Annotated in this window: 13 protein-coding genes; 3 read left to right on the forward strand and 10 right to left on the reverse strand. The window is 68.7% G+C overall.

Annotation, left to right across the window (positions count from 1 at the left end; translation table 11 throughout):
• Positions 1-6: 6 nt before the first annotated feature.
• The 4 genes from sigM to ACP4IX_RS19780 all read right to left on the reverse strand — a co-directional run bounded on the left by sigM (position 7) and on the right by ACP4IX_RS19780 (position 7,646).
• Positions 7-732 carry an RNA polymerase sigma factor SigM gene (gene sigM, locus ACP4IX_RS19765; protein WP_426556236.1) on the reverse strand — a complete coding sequence of 242 codons (726 nt, stop codon included), beginning with the start codon at positions 730-732 and terminating at the stop codon, positions 7-9.
• 31 nt (positions 733-763) lie between these two features.
• Positions 764-2,482, reverse strand: a complete 1,719-nt coding sequence (locus ACP4IX_RS19770; protein WP_426521497.1) for a protein kinase family protein — start codon at positions 2,480-2,482, stop codon at positions 764-766.
• 140 nt (positions 2,483-2,622) lie between these two features.
• Positions 2,623-5,190: a murein biosynthesis integral membrane protein MurJ gene (gene murJ / locus ACP4IX_RS19775; RefSeq protein WP_426556237.1), complete on the reverse strand. Its 2,568-nt coding sequence runs from the start codon at positions 5,188-5,190 to the stop codon at positions 2,623-2,625.
• Between the two features lie 44 nt (positions 5,191-5,234).
• Entirely contained in the window at positions 5,235-7,646 is a 2,412-nt protein-coding gene (locus tag ACP4IX_RS19780) for a DUF6049 family protein (protein ID WP_426556238.1), read from the reverse strand.
• Positions 7,647-7,871: 225 nt separating this feature from the next.
• Between ACP4IX_RS19780 and ACP4IX_RS19785 the strand changes: the two genes are divergently transcribed.
• On the forward strand, positions 7,872-9,341 hold the full coding sequence (locus tag ACP4IX_RS19785) for a CCA tRNA nucleotidyltransferase (RefSeq protein WP_426556239.1): 1,470 nt from the start codon (positions 7,872-7,874) through the stop codon (positions 9,339-9,341).
• Positions 9,342-9,445: 104 nt separating this feature from the next.
• Here ACP4IX_RS19785 and ACP4IX_RS19790 read toward each other — a convergent pair whose 3' ends face one another.
• The 4 genes from ACP4IX_RS19790 to ACP4IX_RS19805 all read right to left on the reverse strand — a co-directional run bounded on the left by ACP4IX_RS19790 (position 9,446) and on the right by ACP4IX_RS19805 (position 13,219).
• Positions 9,446-9,952 carry an LppU/SCO3897 family protein gene (locus tag ACP4IX_RS19790; RefSeq protein WP_426556240.1) on the reverse strand — a complete coding sequence of 169 codons (507 nt, stop codon included), beginning with the start codon at positions 9,950-9,952 and terminating at the stop codon, positions 9,446-9,448.
• Positions 9,953-10,073: 121 nt separating this feature from the next.
• Positions 10,074-11,336 (reverse strand): MFS transporter, encoded by a 1,263-nt coding sequence (locus ACP4IX_RS19795; RefSeq protein ID WP_426521492.1) that lies wholly within the window; start codon positions 11,334-11,336, stop codon positions 10,074-10,076.
• Positions 11,337-11,414: 78 nt separating this feature from the next.
• Positions 11,415-12,497, reverse strand: a complete 1,083-nt coding sequence (locus ACP4IX_RS19800; RefSeq protein ID WP_100049573.1) for an inositol-3-phosphate synthase — start codon at positions 12,495-12,497, stop codon at positions 11,415-11,417.
• Positions 12,498-12,541: 44 nt separating this feature from the next.
• On the reverse strand, positions 12,542-13,219 hold the full coding sequence (locus ACP4IX_RS19805; RefSeq protein ID WP_426521491.1) for a helix-turn-helix transcriptional regulator: 678 nt from the start codon (positions 13,217-13,219) through the stop codon (positions 12,542-12,544).
• Between the two features lie 352 nt (positions 13,220-13,571).
• Here ACP4IX_RS19805 and ACP4IX_RS19810 point away from each other — a divergent pair, with 352 nt between their 5' ends.
• Together ACP4IX_RS19810 and ACP4IX_RS19815 are read left to right on the forward strand one after the other, a co-directional pair.
• A complete protein-coding gene (locus ACP4IX_RS19810; protein ID WP_426556241.1) occupies positions 13,572-16,271 on the forward strand; it encodes a transglycosylase domain-containing protein in 2,700 nt (899 codons plus the stop codon).
• 121 nt (positions 16,272-16,392) lie between these two features.
• Positions 16,393-17,901, forward strand: a complete 1,509-nt coding sequence (locus ACP4IX_RS19815) for a glycosyltransferase family 87 protein (RefSeq protein WP_426521489.1) — start codon at positions 16,393-16,395, stop codon at positions 17,899-17,901.
• A gap of 111 nt (positions 17,902-18,012) precedes the next feature.
• Here ACP4IX_RS19815 and ACP4IX_RS19820 read toward each other — a convergent pair whose 3' ends face one another.
• Both ACP4IX_RS19820 and femX read right to left on the reverse strand, forming a co-directional pair.
• On the reverse strand, positions 18,013-19,044 hold the full coding sequence (locus ACP4IX_RS19820; protein WP_426521488.1) for an alanine racemase: 1,032 nt from the start codon (positions 19,042-19,044) through the stop codon (positions 18,013-18,015).
• 138 nt (positions 19,045-19,182) lie between these two features.
• On the reverse strand, positions 19,183-20,304 hold the full coding sequence (gene femX, locus ACP4IX_RS19825; protein ID WP_426521487.1) for a peptidoglycan bridge formation glycyltransferase FemX: 1,122 nt from the start codon (positions 20,302-20,304) through the stop codon (positions 19,183-19,185).
• Positions 20,305-20,435 lie beyond the last annotated feature (131 nt).

Raw genomic sequence — 20,435 nt, forward strand, 5'->3', positions numbered from 1 at the left:
ACGACGTCACGCTCGTCCACCTCCGCCCTTCACTGCGGCTGAATCGCTCGGCCCCGCGTCCGACGGACCCGCACGGTGCGGTCCCGCTGCGGGTGGGACGGATGTCACCTGCGCCCGGTTCCGTTCGGTGCCGGGCCTCCTGTCCTCGCCGCTGCCCTCCGGGCGCAGGTGGGTGAGCAGCGGCAGGAGTCTGGCTCTGCCCCGGGCGCACCGGCTCTTGATCGTGCCGGTCGGCACGTCGAGGATCCGGGCGGCCTCTGCGACCGGGTAGCCCTGCATGTCCACCAGAACCAGGGCCGCCCGCTGGTCGGCCGGCAGGGTACCCAGGGCATCCAGCAGCTGGCGGTGCAGGTCGTTGCGCTCGGCGGGGGCCGAGGCCGACTCGTGCGGCTCCAGGAGCTGCTCCAGGCGCTCGGTGTCGTCGACGGGAGCGGTCTTACGGGAGGCGGCCTTGCGAGCGCGGTCCAGGCAGGCGTTCACCGTGATCCGGTGCAGCCATGTGGTGACGGCCGCCTGCCCGCGGAAGGTGTGGGCCGCCCGGTAGGCGGAGACCAGGGCGTCCTGAACGGCGTCGGCGGCCTCCTCGCGGTCCCCCAGCGTCCGCAGAGCCACCGCCCAGAGGCGGTCACGGTGGCGGCGTACGAGCTCACCGAAGGCGTCGGGGTCGCCCTCGACGTGACGGGCGAGGAGGTCCTGATCGCTGATGCCGCTGTATGCGGTGTCATCCGCCATGGGCCTCCTCTCCCTCTTTCCCAGCGGGCTGTCAGCCCTTGAACGTCACGTCGGTGACGGCCTGCTTGTACCCGGCGCCGCTGTAGCCGTCGGAGGGAGCATTCGGCACGGCCGTGATCCACAGCAGGACGTACTGGGTCTTGCGTGGCTTGGATGCCTTCACCGTGAGCGAGGTGCCGCTGGTGGTGGCGGTCGCGATCTCCTCCATTCCGTCGATGCCTGTCGAGGGCGACAGTGAATCGGTGGCGTAGAGGTGCACTGTCGTGTGATCACCGGCGTACCGGAGACCTATCGACGCCGTCGAGAGATCCTGGGCCGATCCGAGGTCGTAGACAATGCCGACGCCGGGCTTGTACGGCGCGAGTACCGGCCCGTCGACGTACTTTTTCGTGCGCCAGTAGGTGGAACGATCGCCGTCGTAGGTCTTGCTCACGTCTCCCGGTGCCTGGGCTTCGCCCTCGGCGACGTACTCCTGGGCTCCTTGGACGCTGATCGGCTTGATCGGCTTGGTCTGCTCGCTGTTCTTGTCGTTGCCGTCGGTCGTCTGTGTCTGGTTCTGGTCGTCGGCTTTGCCGCCCCGCTCCATGATCGCGTCCGCGAGCTGCCAGCTGCCCAGGCCGAGCGCGGCGATCAGCAGGGCGGAGACGCTCCACTTCAGTGCCTTGCCGGTGCGGCTCTGCAGCGGGGGCGGCGGGGCCGGTACCGGCTGGGTGGCGCGAGGGTGCGGGGCGGGGCGCCCGTAGGCGCCCTGCTGGTAGGCCGTGCGCTGGTACTGGGGCGGGGCGGTGTACGCGGGCTCGGGCGGGCGGATGCGGGGCATCTCGCCGATCGCCTTCACCAGTTCTTCCGGCGTGGTGCAGGGGGACTCGTGGCGGGAGGCGGTGGCGCCGTCGTTGGCGAGCGCCCGCATGGCGAGTTCGGAAAGACCGCGGTGGACGCCCGCGCGCACCTGGTCCGGTGGGATCAGTCCGATGTCCTTGGGCAGACCGGCCAGACCGTGGGCGTCGCTCTCGTACGGCCAGCGCTGGGTGAGGGCGGCGTACAGCAGAGCGCCGATGGCCTCGGTGTCGGTGCGCTGAGGAGTGTCGGAACTGATGCCGCGCAGCGCGGCGTTGACGGCGAGCCCGCGGATCCGCCACTGACCCGTCGACGTCCGCAGCACCGCGGTGGGGCTCAGGCGCAGATGCGCGAGGCCTTCGCGGTGGGCGGCCGCCATGGCGGCCGCGACCTGACTGACCATCTGGTAGGTGTCGTACACCTCCAGCGGGCCGGAGGCGAGGAGGGCGGTCAGCTCGGTGGCGTCGGGGAGCCACTCGTGCACGACGTAGACGATGTCGTTGTCCTCGACGGCGTCGAGGACCTGGACGAAGCGCGGGTCGCCGAGAAGGGCGGAGGAGCGTGCCGCGGCCAGCACGGAGCGGGCGCGTGTGTGGTCCGCGGGAAGGATGTGGACCCCGACGGCGCGGCGGAGCTTCTCGTCGACGGCCCGCCAACTGCTGAAACCGTCCAGGCGGGTGACGCACTCCTCGAGGCGGTAGCGTCTGGCGAGCTTGTGCCCGCTGTGCAGTTCGGGAGGCGAGGCCTTGCCGGAATCCTCGCTCGTGGGGCTTCCCTGTGCCTCGTCGCCGTCCGTGTCCCGCTCCCGGTTGTTGGCCACCCCGTCGGCCGTGGACTGGTCCGCCTGTGCGGTCAGCGGCTCATCGCCGCTGTTGTCTGCCACGTCGACGGCAGCTGTGCTCCGTTCCGCCACCGTCGTTCCTGCCTCCCCAATCGATGCGCGCCGACCGGCTCCCGATGTGCGCAGTCCGACGCCGAACCCAATTGTGCCCACAGTCCGCCGCTATGCACGACACACGGCGGCAGACGATGGTTGTGCGCCTACCCCCGCTCTCAGCGTCCCAGGCGTCCGCGCACCATGCCGACCAGCGAGTTGACTTCCTCGATGCGCATGCGGCGGGCGGCGACGAAGAAGACACCGAACAGGAGCACCCCGCCGGCCAGCAGCGCGGCGAACGACCCCAGCACGCCCTGACCGAGCGCGCGGCTGATCGCGTAACAGGCCGCACCGCTGAACAGAGCGGCCGGGACGGACGCGATGCACAGCCGGGCGTACGTCCGAAGTACCCGGGCACCGTCCAGGTCCCCGCCGAGCCGCTTGCGCAGCCTGCGCCAGGCGACGCCCACACCGATCACGTAGGCCAGTCCGTAGGCGGCGGCCATGCCGACGACGGCCCAGCGCGAGGGCAGCAGGAAGAAGCACAGCGCCGAGGCCGCCGCGTTGACCACGGCCACGATGACGGTGTTGTAGAAGGGCGTCCGGGTGTCCTCGTAGGCGTAGAAGGCGCGCAGGACGACGTACTGCACGGAGTACGGAATGAGGCCGAGGCCGAACGCCATCAGCATGTAGCCCATGTTGGTGGCCGCGCCTGTACCCGAGGAGCCGAAGATCAGCGTGCACATCGGGATGCCGAGCGCGACGAAACCGAACGAGACCGGCACGATGGCGACGGCCGTCGTGCGCAGGCCCTGGGAGATGTCGTCCCGGACCGCGCCCCCGTCCTCCTCGGCTGCCGAGCGGGAGATGCGGGGCAGCAGGGCGGCCATCAGGGAGACGGTGATGATGGCCTGAGGCAGGCCCCAGATGAGCTGGGCGTTGGCGTAGGCGCTGTAACCGGTGCCGGCGATGTCGGCGTCCGTGACCGACGCCGTGGCCAGCTGGATGACGACGAGTGCGCCGGCCTGGTTGGCGAGCACGAACAGGATCGTCCACTTGGCGAGCATCGCCGCCTTGCCGAGGCCGTGGCCCTTCCAGTCGAACCGCAGTCGGAGCCTGAAGCCGGTCTCGCGCAGGTAGGGGATCATCGCGAGGGCCTGAACCACGAGGCCGAGGAGGATGCCGACCCCGAGGAGCCGCTCACCCTCGGGTGGGATGCTCTCGACCGTCATACCGGAGTCGGCGGCGGTGCCGTAGACCCAGATGAACATGCCGAGCGTGACGATGATGACGATGTTGTTCAGGACCGGGGTCCACATCATCGCGCCGAACCGGCCGCGGGCGTTGAGGATCTGTCCCATCACCACGTGGACGCCCATGAAGAAGATGGACGGCAGGAAGTACCGGGTGAAGGTGACGGCCGTCTCGTTGGCCGCGGGGTTCGAGGCGACGGGGTCGGACAGCGCGCGAACCAGCAGTGGCGCCGCGAGCATACCGAGCGCGGTGAGGACTCCGAGGGCGACCATGACCAGGGTCAGAAGCCGGTTGGCGTAGGCCTCGCCGCCGTCCTTGTCCTCCTTCATCGCGCGTACGAGCTGCGGGACGAACACGGAGTTGAGGCCGCCGCCGACGGTCAGGATGTAGATCATCGTCGGCAGCTGATAAGCGATCTGGAAGGTCTCGCCCAGGAGTGCGAGTCCCAGAGCCGAGACGATCATCGCGGACCGGATGAACCCGGTAAGCCGGGACACCATCGTGCCCGCTGCCATCACGGCGCTGGACTTCAGGAGGCCGCCCGCACGTCCGCCCTTCTTGGGCACGACCGGCGCGGAAACGGGCTCGGGCCCTTGGAGGGGAGCCTCGGCTGCTTCCGGGGTGGGAGCCACCGCGTACTGGCCCGGCGCGGGCGCAGCGTGCTGTCCGGGTGCCGGAGCGGGGCCGCCGTACTGGGCGTGCGCCGGTGCGGTCCCGTAGGGGTCGGGCCCCTGATGCCCGCCGTACTGACTCGGTGCCGGAGCGTTTCCGTACGGGGCGGGACCTTGGTGCCCGCCGTACTGACTCGGTGCCGGAGCGTTTCCGTACGGGGCGGGACCTTGGTGCCCGCCGTACTGCCCCGGTCCTGGTGTACCGCCGTACTGCCCCGGCCCTGGTGTACCGCCGTACTGCCCCGGTCCTGGTGTACCGCCGTACTGCCCCGGTCCTGGTGTACCGCCGTACTGCCCCGGTGCCGGAGCGGGGGCGGGTACGGACGCATGGTCGTCGTACGAGGGATGGCCGCCACCTTGCTGCTGGTCGCGGAACAGGTGGGCGAAGGCGTCCGGCTCGTGGCGCTGCTCGCCGGCCTGGGTGATCAGGTCGTCCACGCCGACGAACTGGGTGGTCCGCGGGTCGTCGCCGTACGGCAGGTACTGCGTCGGGCCCTCGGGTTCGGGGGCCGGGGTCTGGGCCCACACGTGGGGGTCGGGGGAATAGGGCGACTGGGAGGGCTGGGAGTACAGCGGCTGCTGCGGCGGGTACGTGCCCGGCGGCGGGGGCGGGTGCGCGGCGCGGTCGTAGAGAGCCTCGGAGACCGGGTCCTGAGCGGAGAGGTCCTGAGCCCGGTAGGGATCCTGGTCGTAGGCGTCCTGGAGATACATGTCCGCGGGCGGCTGCGGCGATGCCTGGCCGGGGCCGGGCGGCGGATCCTCGGGGTGACCCGAGCCGTCCACGGTCTGACCGCGGTCACCGTCGTACGGCGCGTTCATGGTTACCCCACCTCATCGTCCCGGGCCCACCGGCCACGACATCCTCAACGGTCCACTCTCTCACCCGTGCCGGACGGGTCGGCGCTTTCCGCTGCGGTGTCCGGTGTCGGGTCACTCGGCTGCTCCGGGGCGCTTGCCCGCGGGCGTGCCTCGGACGCCTCCGCCTCGGACTCCTCCTTGAGACGTTCGTCGGAGCCTTCCGGGTTCTCCGGATCGTCCTCGGGTTCCCCGGGCTCCTCCGTCTGGCCGTCCTCGCCCTTCTCGGCGTTGCGGGCCGCGGCCCGCTTGCGCTGCGTGTACATCCGGAAGCCGGCGAGGACGAGCAGCAGGACACCGCCGCCGATGACGAGCATCACGGTGGCGGTGATCTCGGTGACCTTCACGTCGAAGGTAACGGGCTCGCCGTACTTCCGCCCGTCCGCCGTGTACAGCTGGGCGATCACCGTCGCCCGGCCGTTGGCGTTGGCCGACGTGGTGAACTTCACCGACTGGCTGTGCCCGCCGGAGACCGAGATCGGCTGCTCTTGGTAGTCGGCGCCGTCGATTTCGAGGCGCGTCGGGTTCGTGGAGGTGAGCCGCAGGACCAGGGGGCCCACGTCCTGCACCAGGTTGTTCTGCACCGTCACGGGGATCGTGGCGCTGCGGCCGGAGAGCTTCGTCTCCGACTTGTCGATCAGTCTGACCCGGCCGGTCAGCCCGTCGAGGTACGACTTCACGCCGGCGCGGAAGGACTCCGCCTCGTCGGCCCTACCTCGCCACGACGCGGACATGTCCCTGTTCAGTGCGCGCCCGAACGGGGTCACCACCCGGGACGGGTCCGACAGGACGACCTTGAAGTTGTCGAGCGTGTCCTGGGTCCGAGCGATCTCGACGAACGCCGACCGGGGCAGCTCGTTCTTGCGCAGCGCCGAGGGGTAGGAAGAGGGTCCCGGTACCTCCGTGGTGGCGTCCGGGTCCGGCTTGGCCGCGGCGGCCGCCGCCAGCTTCTGGGACTCGGACCAGGTGCCGCCCTGCAATGCCCGCAGCGCGTCGGCCATCGCGCGTGCCTGGCTCCCGGAGAGCATGCGCTGCGGGGCGACGACCACGCTGCGCTGCTCACCGGTCTGGAGATTCAGGGCAAGGCTCTGAGCGAGGAACCGCTGCACCGCGAGTGTGGACGCGGATGCCTTCGTCAGATCGCCCTCGAACGCCTTGGACAGCCGGGCGTCCGTGACGACGGCTGTCGTGCCGCCGCCGATGGGGCGGGCCGCGGAGGGCGTGTAGGGCAGACCACTGGTCTCCTGGAGACTGTCGCTGCGGGCGATCACGTTGTCGGCGCCCGCTGAGGTGGCGACCTTGACGATCGACCGGTCGACGGCTCCGTCCACGGGCCAGGCGAAGTCGGTGCTGGGTTTCACATGGAGGATCGGCTCGACCGTGTTGTTGATGACGTCCGTGGCGCTCTTCAGCTGGTTGAGCGAGCCGGTGACGTCCGTGCCGTTGTGGGCCAGGGACGCCAGGTCGGGGTCGGCGAAGGGCAGGGCGACGACCTCCTTGTCGGCCACCGCGTCCTGCAGCTCGGCGAGCCACTGCTTGGCGACCGCCTGGTGCGCGCCGGCGACGGTCTTGTCGCCGTCCCGGACGCGGTAGCTGCCCGTCATGGCGTCGACGGAGGCCAGCAGGTCCGGGTCGACCACCCAGGTGACGTCGAGCTCCTTCCCCAGCGTCACCATCTGGTTCAGGCGGCCCCCGGGAGAGATCTCCTTGGCCAGATCGTCGTTGAGGAGGACCGGTGTCTGCTCCTCGTTCGGTCCGGTCTCGGCGGCCATGTGGGTGGTCGACACGAGCGGCCACAGAGCCGTCGTCTTCGTCCTGGGGGCGGCCCCGTCGGGCTGCCAGGGCAGGAAGGTCCGCTGGATGCCGAGGACCCGGTCCCACGGCTGCGAGGAGGTCTCCCCGGAGAGGGAGACGGCGAATTCGTAGACGCCGTCCTCGCCGAGGTTCAGGTCGTCGACCGGTACGGAGATGTTGAAGTGTTCGGAGACGCCGGGAGTGAGCTTGGAGAACTTCTCGGTGTACTTGTCGTCGATCTCCGGGGCGATGGATCGGTGGAGATCGTCGCCGTCCTTGGCGATCGCGTCGACGGACGAACGGGTGTTGACCTCAGGGCCCACGCGCAGCCCCACGTGGGCGTCGGTGACGGTCTGCTTGCCGTTGTTCGTCACGGTCCCGGACACGGTCACCGTGTCCCCGTCCGTGGGTGCGGAGGGGGTGAGCGAGTCGACGGCGACGGCCACCGAACCCGCATCGGCGTCGGCCTGCGCGAGGGACGGCCCGTCGGCGTGTGCCGGGCCCGCAGCCGGCAGCTGGAGCAGACCGGCCACCAGGGGCGCCCCGGCGAGCAGCGCCGTGGTGCGCCGTAGCCACCGGCGGGCAGGTGAGGGACTGGTCCCCTGGAAGTCTGCCGCCTCGGCCACGCGCTCGCCCGTCCCTCGTCGTCGTCAGTGGTCGTCGGAATGTGCGTCCACGCATGGTAACGATGCGGGCCGAGGGGAAGTGCCGCGGAGTACGCCACAGGATCCGCCACCGAGCGGAGCTGCACCGTATGTGCGCCTATAAAGGGAGCGCTGCACACGTGGGGGATTCGTTGCGTGATCAATGGGGGCGCCGGTGTCCGCCCGGGACACGTACCCTGTTCTGTTGTGCCGAACGCCAACGAAGTCAACCCCAGTGCCCTGAGCCAGGACCAGGACCGCGCGGTGAGTGAACCGCTGCGGATCGCCCCTGTCGCCGACGACCTCGCCCGCCGCTTCCAGGAGGCCGGGTTCTCTCTCGCCCTGGTGGGTGGCTCGGTCCGGGACGCGTTGCTCGGCCGGCTCGGCAACGACCTGGACTTCACCACCGACGCCCGCCCGCAGGACGTCCTGAAGATCCTCCGGCCGTGGGCGGACGCCGTATGGGAGGTCGGAATCGCCTTCGGCACGGTCGGTGCGCAGAAGGACGCCCGTGACGGAGACACTGATCGAAGCTTTCAGATCGAGGTGACCACCTACCGGTCGGAAGCCTACGACCGGACCTCGCGCAAGCCCGAGGTGTCCTACGGCGACAGCATCGAGCAGGACCTCGTCCGGCGGGACTTCACCGTGAACGCCATGGCCGTCGCGCTCCCGGAGAAGAAGTTCATCGATCCGCACGGCGGCCTCGACGACCTCGCGGCGCGTGTACTGCGTACTCCTGGCACCCCCGAGGAGTCCTTCTCGGACGACCCGCTCCGGATGATGCGGGCCGCACGCTTCGCCGCGCAGCTCGACTTCGAGGTGGCTCCCGAAGTGGTCGCTGCCATGAAGGACATGGCCGGGCGCATCGACATCGTCTCGGCCGAACGGGTCCGGGACGAGCTGAACAAGCTCGTTCTCTCCTCTCACCCGCGCAAGGGTCTGAGCCTGCTGGTGGAGACCGGCCTCGCCGATCGGGTCCTGCCCGAACTGCCGGCGCTGCGCCTGGAGCGGGACGAGCACCACCGGCACAAGGACGTCTACGACCACACACTCATCGTGCTGGAGCAGGCGATGGCCCTGGAGAGCGAGGGCCCCGACCTGACCCTCCGCCTTGCCGCCCTGCTGCACGACATCGGCAAGCCGCGCACACGCCGGTTCGAGAAGGACGGCCGGGTCTCGTTCCACCACCACGAAGTGGTGGGGGCCAAGATGACGAAGAAGCGCATGACCGCGCTCAAGTACTCCAACGAGCTGGTGAAGGACGTCTCGCGCCTGGTGGAGCTGCACCTGCGTTTCCACGGCTACGGCACGGGCGAGTGGACGGACTCCGCCGTCCGCCGGTACGTCCGGGACGCAGGCCCTCTGCTCGACCGGCTCCACAAGCTGACCCGTTCGGACTGCACGACCCGCAACAAGCGCAAGGCCTCGGCGCTCTCGCGTGCGTACGACGGGTTGGAGGAGAGGATCGCGCAGCTGCAGGAGCAGGAGGAGCTGGACGCGATCCGTCCGGACCTGGACGGCAATCAGATCATGGACATCCTCGGTATCCAGCCCGGGCCGGCCGTGGGCCAGGCCTACAAGCATTTGCTGGAGCTTCGCCTGGAGCACGGGCCGATGGGGCACGAGGCGGCGGTGGCGGCACTCAAGCAGTGGTGGGACGAGCAGGAAGCGTGAGTCGCGGAGAGCGGGTCATGTTTCACGTGAAACATGACCCGGCCTGACGCGGCAGGGGCGGTGTTTCACGTGAAACACCGCCCCTGCGTCTCGCTGCGGGTGGCTCAGACGTTGGTGAGGCAGAGCAGGAACTCTTCCCCGTCGCCCGTCTCCGCGTAGAAGCCGGTGGCGCCCTCGACCTTGCTGCATGCGGACTCAGCAGTGAACTGCGTGTGGTGGCCCTTGATCTTCTCGATGACCTTCGCCTCGGCGTCCGCGGAGGAGCAGTCCACCACCTCCATGCGGTCGGAGGACGACGACGCGGACTTCAGGCAGTCACCCACACCGGCCTGGTCGGCGTCGTCCCGGCTCGCGATGAAACCACCGACCGCCACAGCGACGACGATCACAGCGATGACGATGTTCTTGATCGTCTTGAAGCTCGGCCTGCGGCGGGCCGGCTGCGGGGGGACCGGGGCGTACGGCGCGCCCGGCGGGGGGAATCCCGGCTGACCGGCCTGCTGCGGGAAGCCCGGCTGACCCTGCGCATAGGGGTTCTGTCCCTGCGGCTGCTGCGGAGCCTGCGGCTGGCCCTGCGCGAATGGATTGCCCTGAGGCGGCGGAGTGGTCACTGGGGTCCCCCTGAAGCATAGGTACGTATCGCGAACGTGTCGCGAATAAGACGCACGTAAGCTATCGCCCCCCACTGACATCTCTGCAATTCGCTGAGGCTTCGTGGCACCGGTGTGACACTCACTGGCTTTCGAACCGGGCCATAGCGGCCGCAACCGCTCCATAGATCACGGTGACTGTCACGACCAGCGGCACTGAGCGGCCGTCCGGCGGCAGCATCAGCGCGGCCACCCCGGCGGCGCCGACGAAGGCGACGTTGAACAGCACGTCGTAGACGGAAAAGATCCGGCCACGAAAGGCGTCGTCGACCGAGGACTGTACGACCGTGTCGGTCGCGATCTTCGCTCCCTGCGTCGTCAGGCCCAGGGCGAACGCCGCGGCGAGCAGCGGCACGGTGGCGAACGGCAGACCGAGTGCAGGCACCAGCACCGTGGCGGCCGCCGCGCACACGGCCATCCAGCGGCCGGGCCCGAGCCGTCCCGCCGCCCACGGGGTGACCACCGCGGCCGCGAAGAACCCGGCACCGGAGATGCCCAGAGCCAGCCCCAGCAGGGCGAGCCCCTCGTCCGTGTCCGAGGTCAAGGCGTACCGGCACAGCATCAGCAGCATGACCAGCAGGGCTCCGTAGCAGAACCTCATCAGCGTCATGCCCGTCAGTGACCAGGCCGCTTCCCGGCGTGCGGGGGCGGCGAGATGACGCACTCCTGCCACCAGGTCGCGGGCGGTGCCCGTGAGTGCCGAGGCCAGTCGGGGCGGCACGCGTGTGGGGTCGGGGCCCAGCAGTTCCACGGCGATGCGCAGTGATGCCAGCGCTCCGCACAGGTACAGGGCGGCCCCGAGCAGCACCACTGCGGCATCGGAGTCCGCGAACACGAGGCGTACGACGAAGGCGAGGCCGCCGCCCGCCGTCGCGGCGAGGGTACCGGCGGTCGGGGAGAGCGAGTTGGCGATCACCAGACGGTCGGCGTCGACCACGCGTGGCAGCGCGGCGGACAGGCCCGCGAGGACGAAGCGGTTGACGGCGGTGACGCAGAGGGCCGAGACGTAGAAGAGCCAGTCCGGGACGGACGCGAAGATCAGTACGGCCGTCACCGAGGCCAGCGCGGCGCGCAGCAGGTTGCCGTACAGGAAGACCTGACGGCGGCGCCAGCGGTCCAGCAGGACGCCGGCGAAGGGGCCCACCAGGGAGTACGGCAGCAGCAGGACCGCCATCGCGGAGGCGATCGCGGCGGGCGAGGTCTGCTTCTCCGGGGAGAAGACGACGTAGGCGGCGAGCGCGACCTGGTAGACGCCGTCGGCGCCCTGGGAGAGCAGGCGTACGGCGAGCAGGCGCCGAAAGCCCTTCAGGCGCAGCAGGACGCGCAGGTCACGGACGACGGCCATGGGGCACAGCCTCACATACGGGAAAGGCCCCCGGGTCATGCGACCCGGGGACCTCCGACGGACCGGAGTCCGCGCTTGTCAGCGCTCGACCTCGCCGGCGATGAACTTCTCGACGTTGGCGCGGGCCTCGTCGTCGAAGTACTGCACCGGCGGGGACTTCATGAAGTAGCTCGATGCCGACAGGATCGGGCCGCCGATACCGCGGTCCTTGGCGATCTTCGCGGCGCGCAGGGCGTCGATGATGACACCCGCCGAGTTCGGGGAGTCCCAGACCTCGAGCTTGTACTCCAGGTTCAGCGGGACGTCACCGAACGCGCGGCCCTCCAGGCGGACGTAGGCCCACTTGCGGTCGTCCAGCCAGGCCACGTAGTCGGACGGGCCGATGTGGACGTTCTTCTCGCCCATGTCCCGGTCGGGGATCTGGGAGGTGACGGCCTGCGTCTTGGAGATCTTCTTCGACTCCAGGCGGTCGCGCTCGAGCATGTTCTTGAAGTCCATGTTGCCGCCGACGTTCAGCTGCATCGTGCGGTCCAGGACGACGCCCCGGTCCTCGAACAGCTTCGCCATGACGCGGTGCGTGATGGTGGCGCCGACCTGCGACTTGATGTCGTCGCCGACGATCGGGACGCCCGCCTCGGTGAACTTGTCCGCCCACTCCTTGGTGCCGGCGATGAAGACCGGGAGCGCGTTGACGAAGGCGACCTTGGCGTCGATGGCGCACTGGGCGTAGTACTTCGCCGCGTCCTCGGAGCCGACGGGCAGGTAGCAGACGAGGACGTCGACCTGCTTGTCCTTGAGGACCTGGACGATGTCGGCCGGCTCCTCGGCGGACTCCTCGATGGTCTCGCGGTAGTACTTGCCGAGACCGTCGAGGGTGTGGCCGCGCTGGACCTGGACACCGCTGTTCGGGACGTCGCAGATCTTGATGGTGTTGTTCTCGGAGGCGCCGATGGCGTCCGCGAGGTCCAGGCCCACCTTCTTGGCGTCCACGTCGAAGGCGGCGACGAACTCGATGTCACGGACGTGGTAGTCGCCGAACTGGACGTGCATCAGGCCCGGGACCTTGGCCGCCGGGTCGGCGTCCTTGTAGTACTCGACGCCCTGCACCAGCGATGCGGCGCAGTTGCCCACACCGACGATGGCTACGCGAACCGAACCCATTCCGGTTGCTCCCTGTGTGTACGAGTGAGGCCCTGACTGGGCGCTCACGTGGCGGTGTCGCCGGGCGTATCCGGCCGGGGGTCGTCCCCGGACCGGGGCAGGCCGCCCGTCGCTCCAGATGTCGTGTCCTGTTGAGCGGTCCCCTCCGAAGCGGAACCCCGTAGGTCCCGCCCCGCCCGCTCACTCTCGATGAGCTCGTTCAGCCAGCGCACCTCGCGCTCCACGGACTCCATTCCGTGGCGCTGGAGCTCAAGCGTGTAGTCGTCGAGTCGCTCCCGGGTGCGGGCCAGGGAGGCCCGCATCTTCTCCAGGCGCTCCTCCAGCCGGCTGCGCCGGCCCTCGAGCACGCGCATGCGCACGTCGCGCGACGTCTGGCCGAAGAACGCGAAGCGAGCGGCGAAGGTCTCGTCCTCGTACGCGTCCGGGCCCGTCTGGGAGAGGAGCTGCTCGAAGTGTTCCTTACCGTCGGCCGTCAACCGGTAGACGATCTTGGCGCGGCGTCCCGTGAGGGAAGCGGCGGCCTCGCCGACGTTCCCCGGCTCCTCGATCAACCAGCCGTTGGCGACCAGCGTCTTGAGGCAGGGGTAGAGCGTCCCGTAGCTGAACGCCCGGAACACACCCAGTGACGTGTTGAGCCGTTTGCGCAGCTCATAGCCGTGCATCGGGGATTCGCGGAGCAGGCCGAGTACAGCGAACTCGAGGATGCCGGATCGCCGGCTCATCGTCGCCTCCTCTCGTCCTTATGCCGCGCTGATGTATCGACTCGATACATCAGCACGATAGAACGAGCTTCCTCGTGCGACAAGAGGGGGGCCGGTGAACGGGATCACATCAGGGATTCATCGAGAGCAAGTTGCCTGATTTGAGGTGAACTTCGGGGCTAGGGGGTTTTGACGGTGCGTAGTCTGTGCGCCATGCAGACCACCGGGAACCGAGTGACGCCTGGGGGCGTCCCTGTCCCTGGTGCAGTACGGGTGAATGCGGAAGGGGCCGCATCCGTACTTCGGGGGGACCGGAAAACAGCCGCCTTTACCAGGCGCGCAAAGGTGCGCCTGCCCGAGGAGTAGTCGTTCGATGAGCGAGCACCGTCGCAAACCGCCGCCGCCGCAGGGAGGCGGACGTGCCGCGGCCCGACGCGGCCAGTCCGGCTCGTCCTCCGGCCGCCGTGCGGCACCGCGAGGCGCCACTGGGTCTCCGTCCGGCTCGTACGGTCCGGAGGACGAGGAGCGTCCGTACGGGAGTCGTGCCGAAGCCCGGCGCGCGGCACAGCGCAGCGGGAGCGGTCGGCGCAGAGTGGCCGAGCCGTCTCGCGGAGGCCGGCGGGCCGCACCCGGCGGACCGGGAGGGGCCGGACGGGGCCGCGCGGTAGCGTCCGGCAAGAAGCGGATAATCGATTACCCGCGCCGCGACAAGGACGGATGGCACCGGTGGGTGCCCTCCTGGAAACTCGTCTCCGGGTTGTGCGTCGGCTTCTTCGGCACCATGGTGGCCGCCGCGGGCATCGCCTACGCCATGGTGGGCATCCCTGATGTCGCCAAGATCGCGGAGGCCCAGAACAACGTCTACTACTGGGCCGACGGCTCCCAGATGGTCGCCACGGGCGGTGAGCGCAACCGTCAGAGCATCAGCTTCGCGCAGATTCCCAAGGAGATGCGCAACGCCGTCATCTCCCAGGAGAACAAGACCTTCTACTCCGACAGCGGCATCGACCCCAAGGGCATCGCCCGCGCCGTGTTCAACATGGCCAAGGGCGGCGATACGCAGGGTGGGTCCACCATCACCCAGCAGTACGTGAAGAACGCGATGCTGAACGACCAGTCGCAGACGATCTCCCGCAAGGTCAAGGAGATCTTCGTCTCGATCAAGGTCGGCGCCAAGGAACCGAAGGACAAGATCCTCGAGGGCTACCTGAACTCCGCGTACTACGGCCGCGGCGCCTACGGGATCCAGGCCGCAGCGCGGGCGTACTTCAACGTGGATGCCGTCGACCTCAACGCGGGACAGTGCGCCTTCCTGTCGGCGATGCTCAAGGGCGCCACGTACTACGACCCGGCGGGCTCGACTTCGATCGACCCGGCCGCGACTCCTGAGGCGAACAGCGAGCGCGCCAAGCGGCAGATGCAGGACACCCTCAACAAGATGGTGGAGTACGAGCATCTGAGCCAGGAAGAGCGGGACAAGTACACCGACCTTCCCACCGTGCGGAACCCGCAGTCGAACGCGCAACTGGGCGGCCAGATCGGTTACCTCGTCAGGCTCGCCAAGTCGTCCGTGGTCAGGAACGGCGTGGTTTCGGAGCAGCAGATGGAGAGGGGCGGCTACTCGATCTACACGACCTTCGACAAGAAGAAGGTCGAGGATCTCGAATCCGCGGTGCAGAAGGTCTACAAGGAGGAGATCGACCCCGAGAAGCGTCCCGACAAGGACACGCACGTACAGTTCGGCGGGGCGTCCGTGGAACCCGAAACCGGCGCCATCAAGGCTGTTTACGGTGGAGAGGACGCGACCAAGCACTTCACCAACAACGCCGACGTGACCGGTGCCCAGGTCGGTTCGACGTTCAAGCCCTTCGTGCTGGCGGCGGCGATGAACTGGGGCGTGCGCGATCCCGACCTCGGGCCGACCCAGTCCCAGGACGAACGCACGATCGTCTCCCCCAAGAGCCTCTACAGCGGCAAGAACGACCTCAAGATCAAGGAATACGACGGGACGATCTGGAAGAACGAGGACGGCGAGCAGTGGCTCCAGAGGAATGACGGCCGGGTGTCGCTGGGCGATCCGCCGGACTACAAGATCAGCCTCCGGGAGGCGATGCGGGAGTCGTCGAACTCTGCCTTCGTGCAGCTCGGCATGGACGTCGGTCTGGACAAGGTGAAGGAGGCCGCCGTTGACGCGGGCCTTCTCGAGGACAGCCTGGCGGGTGCCGGCTACCCGTCGTTCTCCATCGGTGTCTCGTCCCCGAGTGCCATCCGTATGGCGGACGCGTACGCGACCTTCGCGGCGAGCGGCAAGCAGAGCGAGCCCTACTCCGTGACCAAGGTGACGGACAAGAGCGGCACGATCTACACGCACAAGGTCGAGACCGAGCAGGCGTTCAGCGCTCAGGTCGCGGACAACGTCACGGACATTCTGAAAACCGTCGTCGAGGAAGGTACGGGTACCAACGCCCGGCTGCCGGGCCGCGAGGTGGCGGGCAAGACCGGTACCACGGACGGCAACAAGTCCGCCTGGTTCGTCGGCTACACGCCGCAGCTGTCGACCGCGATCAGCATGTTCCGCTACCCGGACGACGAGTCCGTCAAGGAGCGGAAGTTCCTGGAGATGTACGGAACAGGCGGTGAGGAGACGATCCACGGCGCGTCGTTCCCGTCCCACATCTGGAAGGACTACATGGAAGACGCGCTGAAGGGCACCAAGGCGGAGAAGTTCCCGAAGCCGGAGCCCATCGGCGAGGTCGTCAACGACACCCCGCCGCCGAGCCCGTCCCCCTCTCCCTCTCCCTCTTCCTCCGAGACGGAGGAGGCGAGCCCCTCGCCGAGCCCGTCGCCGAGCAGGACGGAGACCAGCCCCACACCGTCCGCACCGACATCGACGTGCGAGGTTTGGGACTGGAACTGCAACAACGGGAATGATGGCGACAATGACAACTCCGACAACGACCCGGGCGGCCCGGGCGGGAGCGGGTCACCCTCACCGACGTCCACCGAGACGGAGGGCAACGGCGACGGAGACGGGAACAGCCAGGGAAACACCATCTGGGGCTCGAACGGTTAGCTGAAGAGTTGCCCGGCATGGGCGTTTCACGTGAAACGCCCGCAAGTTTCACGTGAAACAGGGGCCGTCGCATCCACGAGGGTGCGGCGGCCCCGGCGTATTCCCAGGTACGTACGGCAGGATGTGCCCCATGCCCAGTGCAGAATCGACGCCAGCGAGCGTGCACGAGCCGGACCCGGCACAACCGACCAGGGAGGACACGGTCGCCGCCGCCGGCAGCGAGCTGATCGGCGGCCCTCTCGGCCGACGTGCCCTGCTCGGGACGTCCTGGTGGACTCCTGTGCGGGTGATCGCTCTTGTGGCGATCGGCATGTTCGCCCTCGGCCTGGTCCAGAAGGCGCCCTGTTACAACGGTGCCTGGTTCTTCGGTGCCAGCTCCCAGTACACGCATGCGTGCTACTCGGACATCCCGCACCTCTACCAGGGGCGCGGGTTCGTCGACGGGCTTGTGCCGTACTTCGACAAGTTGCCGGGCGACATGGAGTACCTCGAATACCCGGTGCTGACCGGCGTTTTCATGGAGGTTGCGTCCTGGCTCACCCCGGGTGACGGCTCGATCCAGGACCAGGAGCAGTGGTACTGGATGGTCAACGCCGGGATGCTCATGGTGTGTGCGGTCGTCATCGCCGTATGCGTGACCCGTACGCACGCGCGGCGCCCCTGGGACGGCCTGCTGGTCGCCCTTGCGCCGGCCTTGGCGCTGACCGCGACCGTCAACTGGGACCTGCTGGCTGTTGCTCTGACGTCCGCCGCGATCCTGATGTGGTCGCGGGGGCGTTCGTTGGCCTTCGGTGTTCTGCTGGGGCTGGCCACGGCCGCGAAGCTCTATCCCTTCCTGATCCTGGGCCCGCTGCTCGTGCTGTGCTGGCGTGCGGGCAAGTGGCGTGACTTCGGGAAGGCCCTGGGAGGTGCGGCCGTCGCCTGGCTCGTGGTGAACCTGCCGGTGATGCTCTTCGCGTTCGACGGCTGGTCGAAGTTCTACACGTTCAGCCAGGAACGCGGAGTCGACTTCGGATCCTTCTGGCTGATCCTGGCCCAGAACTCCGACAACCCGCCCAGCACCGAGACCGTCAACACGCTGGCCACGCTCCTGATGGTGGTGTGCTGCGGCGGCATCGCGGCGCTCACCCTGACCGCCCCCAGGCGTCCGCGGTTCGCCCAGCTCGCCTTCCTGATCGTCGCGGCGTTCATCCTCACCAACAAGGTCTACTCACCGCAGTACGTGCTGTGGCTGATTCCGCTGGCCGCCCTGGCCCGGCCGAAGTGGCGCGACTTCCTGATCTGGCAGGCATGCGAGGTCGTTTACTTCCTGGGCATCTGGATGTATCTCGCGTACACGACCAGCGGCGACGCCCACAAAGGCCTGCCGACGGACGGTTATCACTGGGCCATCGGCGTCCACCTGCTGGGGACGCTGTTCCTGTGTGTCATGGTCGTGCGCGACATTCTGATGCCGGACCGGGACCCGGTCCGGCGAACGGGCGACGACGACCCGTCGGGTGGTGTGCTCGACGGCGCGAAGGACGCCTTCGTCCTGGGACCCGCCGCTCATTCCCCGCATCACACGGCTCACTACGAGACATCCCGGGTGCAGTGGGGCGTGGGACAGCAGACGGGTCGTTCGCTCTGAGCGAACAGGGCCCTGGCGCGGAACTGCCGCCGTAAGCCATGGGGAAGGCCGTACACGGGACAGCGTGTACGGCCTTTGTCGCTGTTGCCGGATCCGACGCCGGCCCGGCCGTCAGCGGTCGACGATCCGGTCGAACTGCGTGGTGGTGTGCCGCAGATGGGCCACCAGTTCGTCACCGACCTTGGGCTCCGGCGCGTCCGAGGGCACGAACAGGATCGAGACCTGCATGTGCGGCGGCTCCGCGAACCAGCGCTGCTTGCCGCCCCAGACGAACGGCGCGAGATTGCGGTTGACCGTGGCGAGTCCGGCCCGGGCGACACCCTTGGCGCGCGGCATGACGCCGTGCAGCGCCTTCGGTGCTTCCAGGCCCACCCCGTGCGACGTACCGCCCGCCACGACCACCAGGAAGCCGTCGGAGGCGGCCCTCTGCTGCCGGTAGCCGAAGCGCTCGCCCTTGGCGACGCGCGTGACGTCGAGGACCGCCCCGCGGTACTCGGTGGCCTCGTGGTCCCCCAGCCACAGCCGGGTACCGATCCGGGCGCGGAAGCGGGTCTGCGGGAACTGCTGCTGGAGCCGGGCGAGTTCGTCCGCCTTGAGGTGGCTGACGAACATCGTGTGCAGCGGCAGCCGGGCCGCGCGCAGCCGGTCCATCCAGCCGATGACCTCCTCGACGGCGTCCGAGCCGTCGGTACGGTCCAGCGGCAGGTGGATGGCGAAGCCCTCCAGCCGGACGTTCTCTATGGCGGCGTGAAGCTGCGGCAGGTCCTGCTCGCTGATGCCGTGCCGCTTCATCGAGGACATCACCTCGATGACCACGCGCGCGCCCACGAGGCCGTACACGCCGTCGATGGACGACACCGAGCGCACGACCCGGTCGGGCAGCGGTACGGGCTCCTCGCCGCGCCGGTACGGCGTCAGGACCAGCAGGTCACCGCCGAAGAAGTCCTTGATCCGGGCAGCCTCGTACGTCGTGCCGACGGCCAGCACGTCCGAGCCCAGCCGCGTGGCCTCCTCCGCCAGCCGCTCGTGGCCGAAGCCGTAGCCGTTGCCCTTGCAGACCGGTACCAGCCCGGGGAACTGCTCCTGCACGTGCTTGTGGTGCGCCCGCCAGCGCGCGGTGTCGACGTAGAGCGTGAGCGCCATGGCCGGATCTGGGACCTTTCTCGTGGCTGCGGTGTGCTGCGGTGTGCTGCGGTGTGTTGGGACTGTCGGGGGAAAGCCTTGGGGGAGCTGTGAAAGCTGTCACCGACGCTACGGGAGCCGGCGGCGTCGGGCAGGGGATCAGCGGCGTGACATGTAGATGTCGAGTGCCTTGTGGAGCAGCTTGTTCAGTGGGAAGTCCCACTCGCCGAGGTACTCGGCCGCCTGCCCGCCTGTGCCGACCTTGAACTGGATCAGGCCGAAGAGGTGGTCGTTCTCGTCCAGGGAGTCGGAGATGCCGCGCAGGTCGTAGACGGTGGCGCCCAGGGCGTAGGCGTCGCGCAGCATGGCCCACTGCATCGCGTTCGAGGGCCGGACCTCGCGGCCGATGTTGTCGGAGGCGCCGTAGGAGTACCAGACGTGCCCGCCGACGACCAGCATGGTCGCCGCCGACAGGTTCACCCCGTTGTGCCGGGCGAAGTACAGCCGCATGCGGTTGGGGTCCTCGTTGTTGAGGGCCGCCCACATGCGCTGGAAGTACGACAGCGGACGCGGCCGGAAGCGGTCGCGCACGGCCGTGATCTCGTACAGGCGCTGCCACTCCTCGAGGTCGTGGTAGCCGCCCTGGACGACCTCGACACCGGCCTTCTCGGCCTTCTTGATGTTGCGGCGCCACAGCTGGTTGAAGTTCTTGTGGACCTCTTCCAGGGACCGGTTGGCCAGTGGCACCTGGAAGACGTAGCGGGGCTGCACGTCACCGAAGCCGGCGCCGCCGTCCTCGCCCTGCTGCCAGCCCATGCGGCGCAGCTTGTCGGCCACCTCGAAGGCGCGCGGCTCGATGTGGTCGGCCTCTATGTCACGCAGGCGCTTGACGTCGGGATCCTGGATGCCCTTCTTGATGGACGTGGCGTCCCAGCGGCGGATGATCACCGGCGGGCCCATCTTCACCGAGAAGGCGCCCTGCTGCTTGAGATGCGCCAGCATGGGCTCCATCCAGTCCTGCAGGTTCGGCGCGAACCAGTTGATGACCGGGCCCTCGGGGAGGTAGGCGAGGTAACGCTTGATCTTGGGCAGCTGCCGGTACAGGACCAGTCCCGCGCCGACCAGATGACCGGTCCGGTCGTCGAACCAGCCGAGGTTCTCCGAGCGCCATTCCGCCTTCACGTCTGCCCATGCCGGGACCTGCATGTGACTCGCCGCGGGCAGACTCTGGATGTAGGCCAGATGCTGTTCGCGGCTGATGGTCCTCAGGGTCAGGCTCATTCGGGGCGCTCCTCGGGCTGGTGTGTCCCCATGGGTACAGGGGCTCCGGCTCTCGCGCGAAGCCTACTGCGCCCCGTGAGCGCCCCGTCCGGCGTACGGGTGGAAGGCGGCCGTCGCGGGTGTCGGCGGCC

This window comes from Streptomyces sp. WG5, assembly GCF_049974565.1.
Classification (GTDB): Bacteria; Actinomycetota; Actinomycetes; order Streptomycetales; family Streptomycetaceae; genus Streptomyces.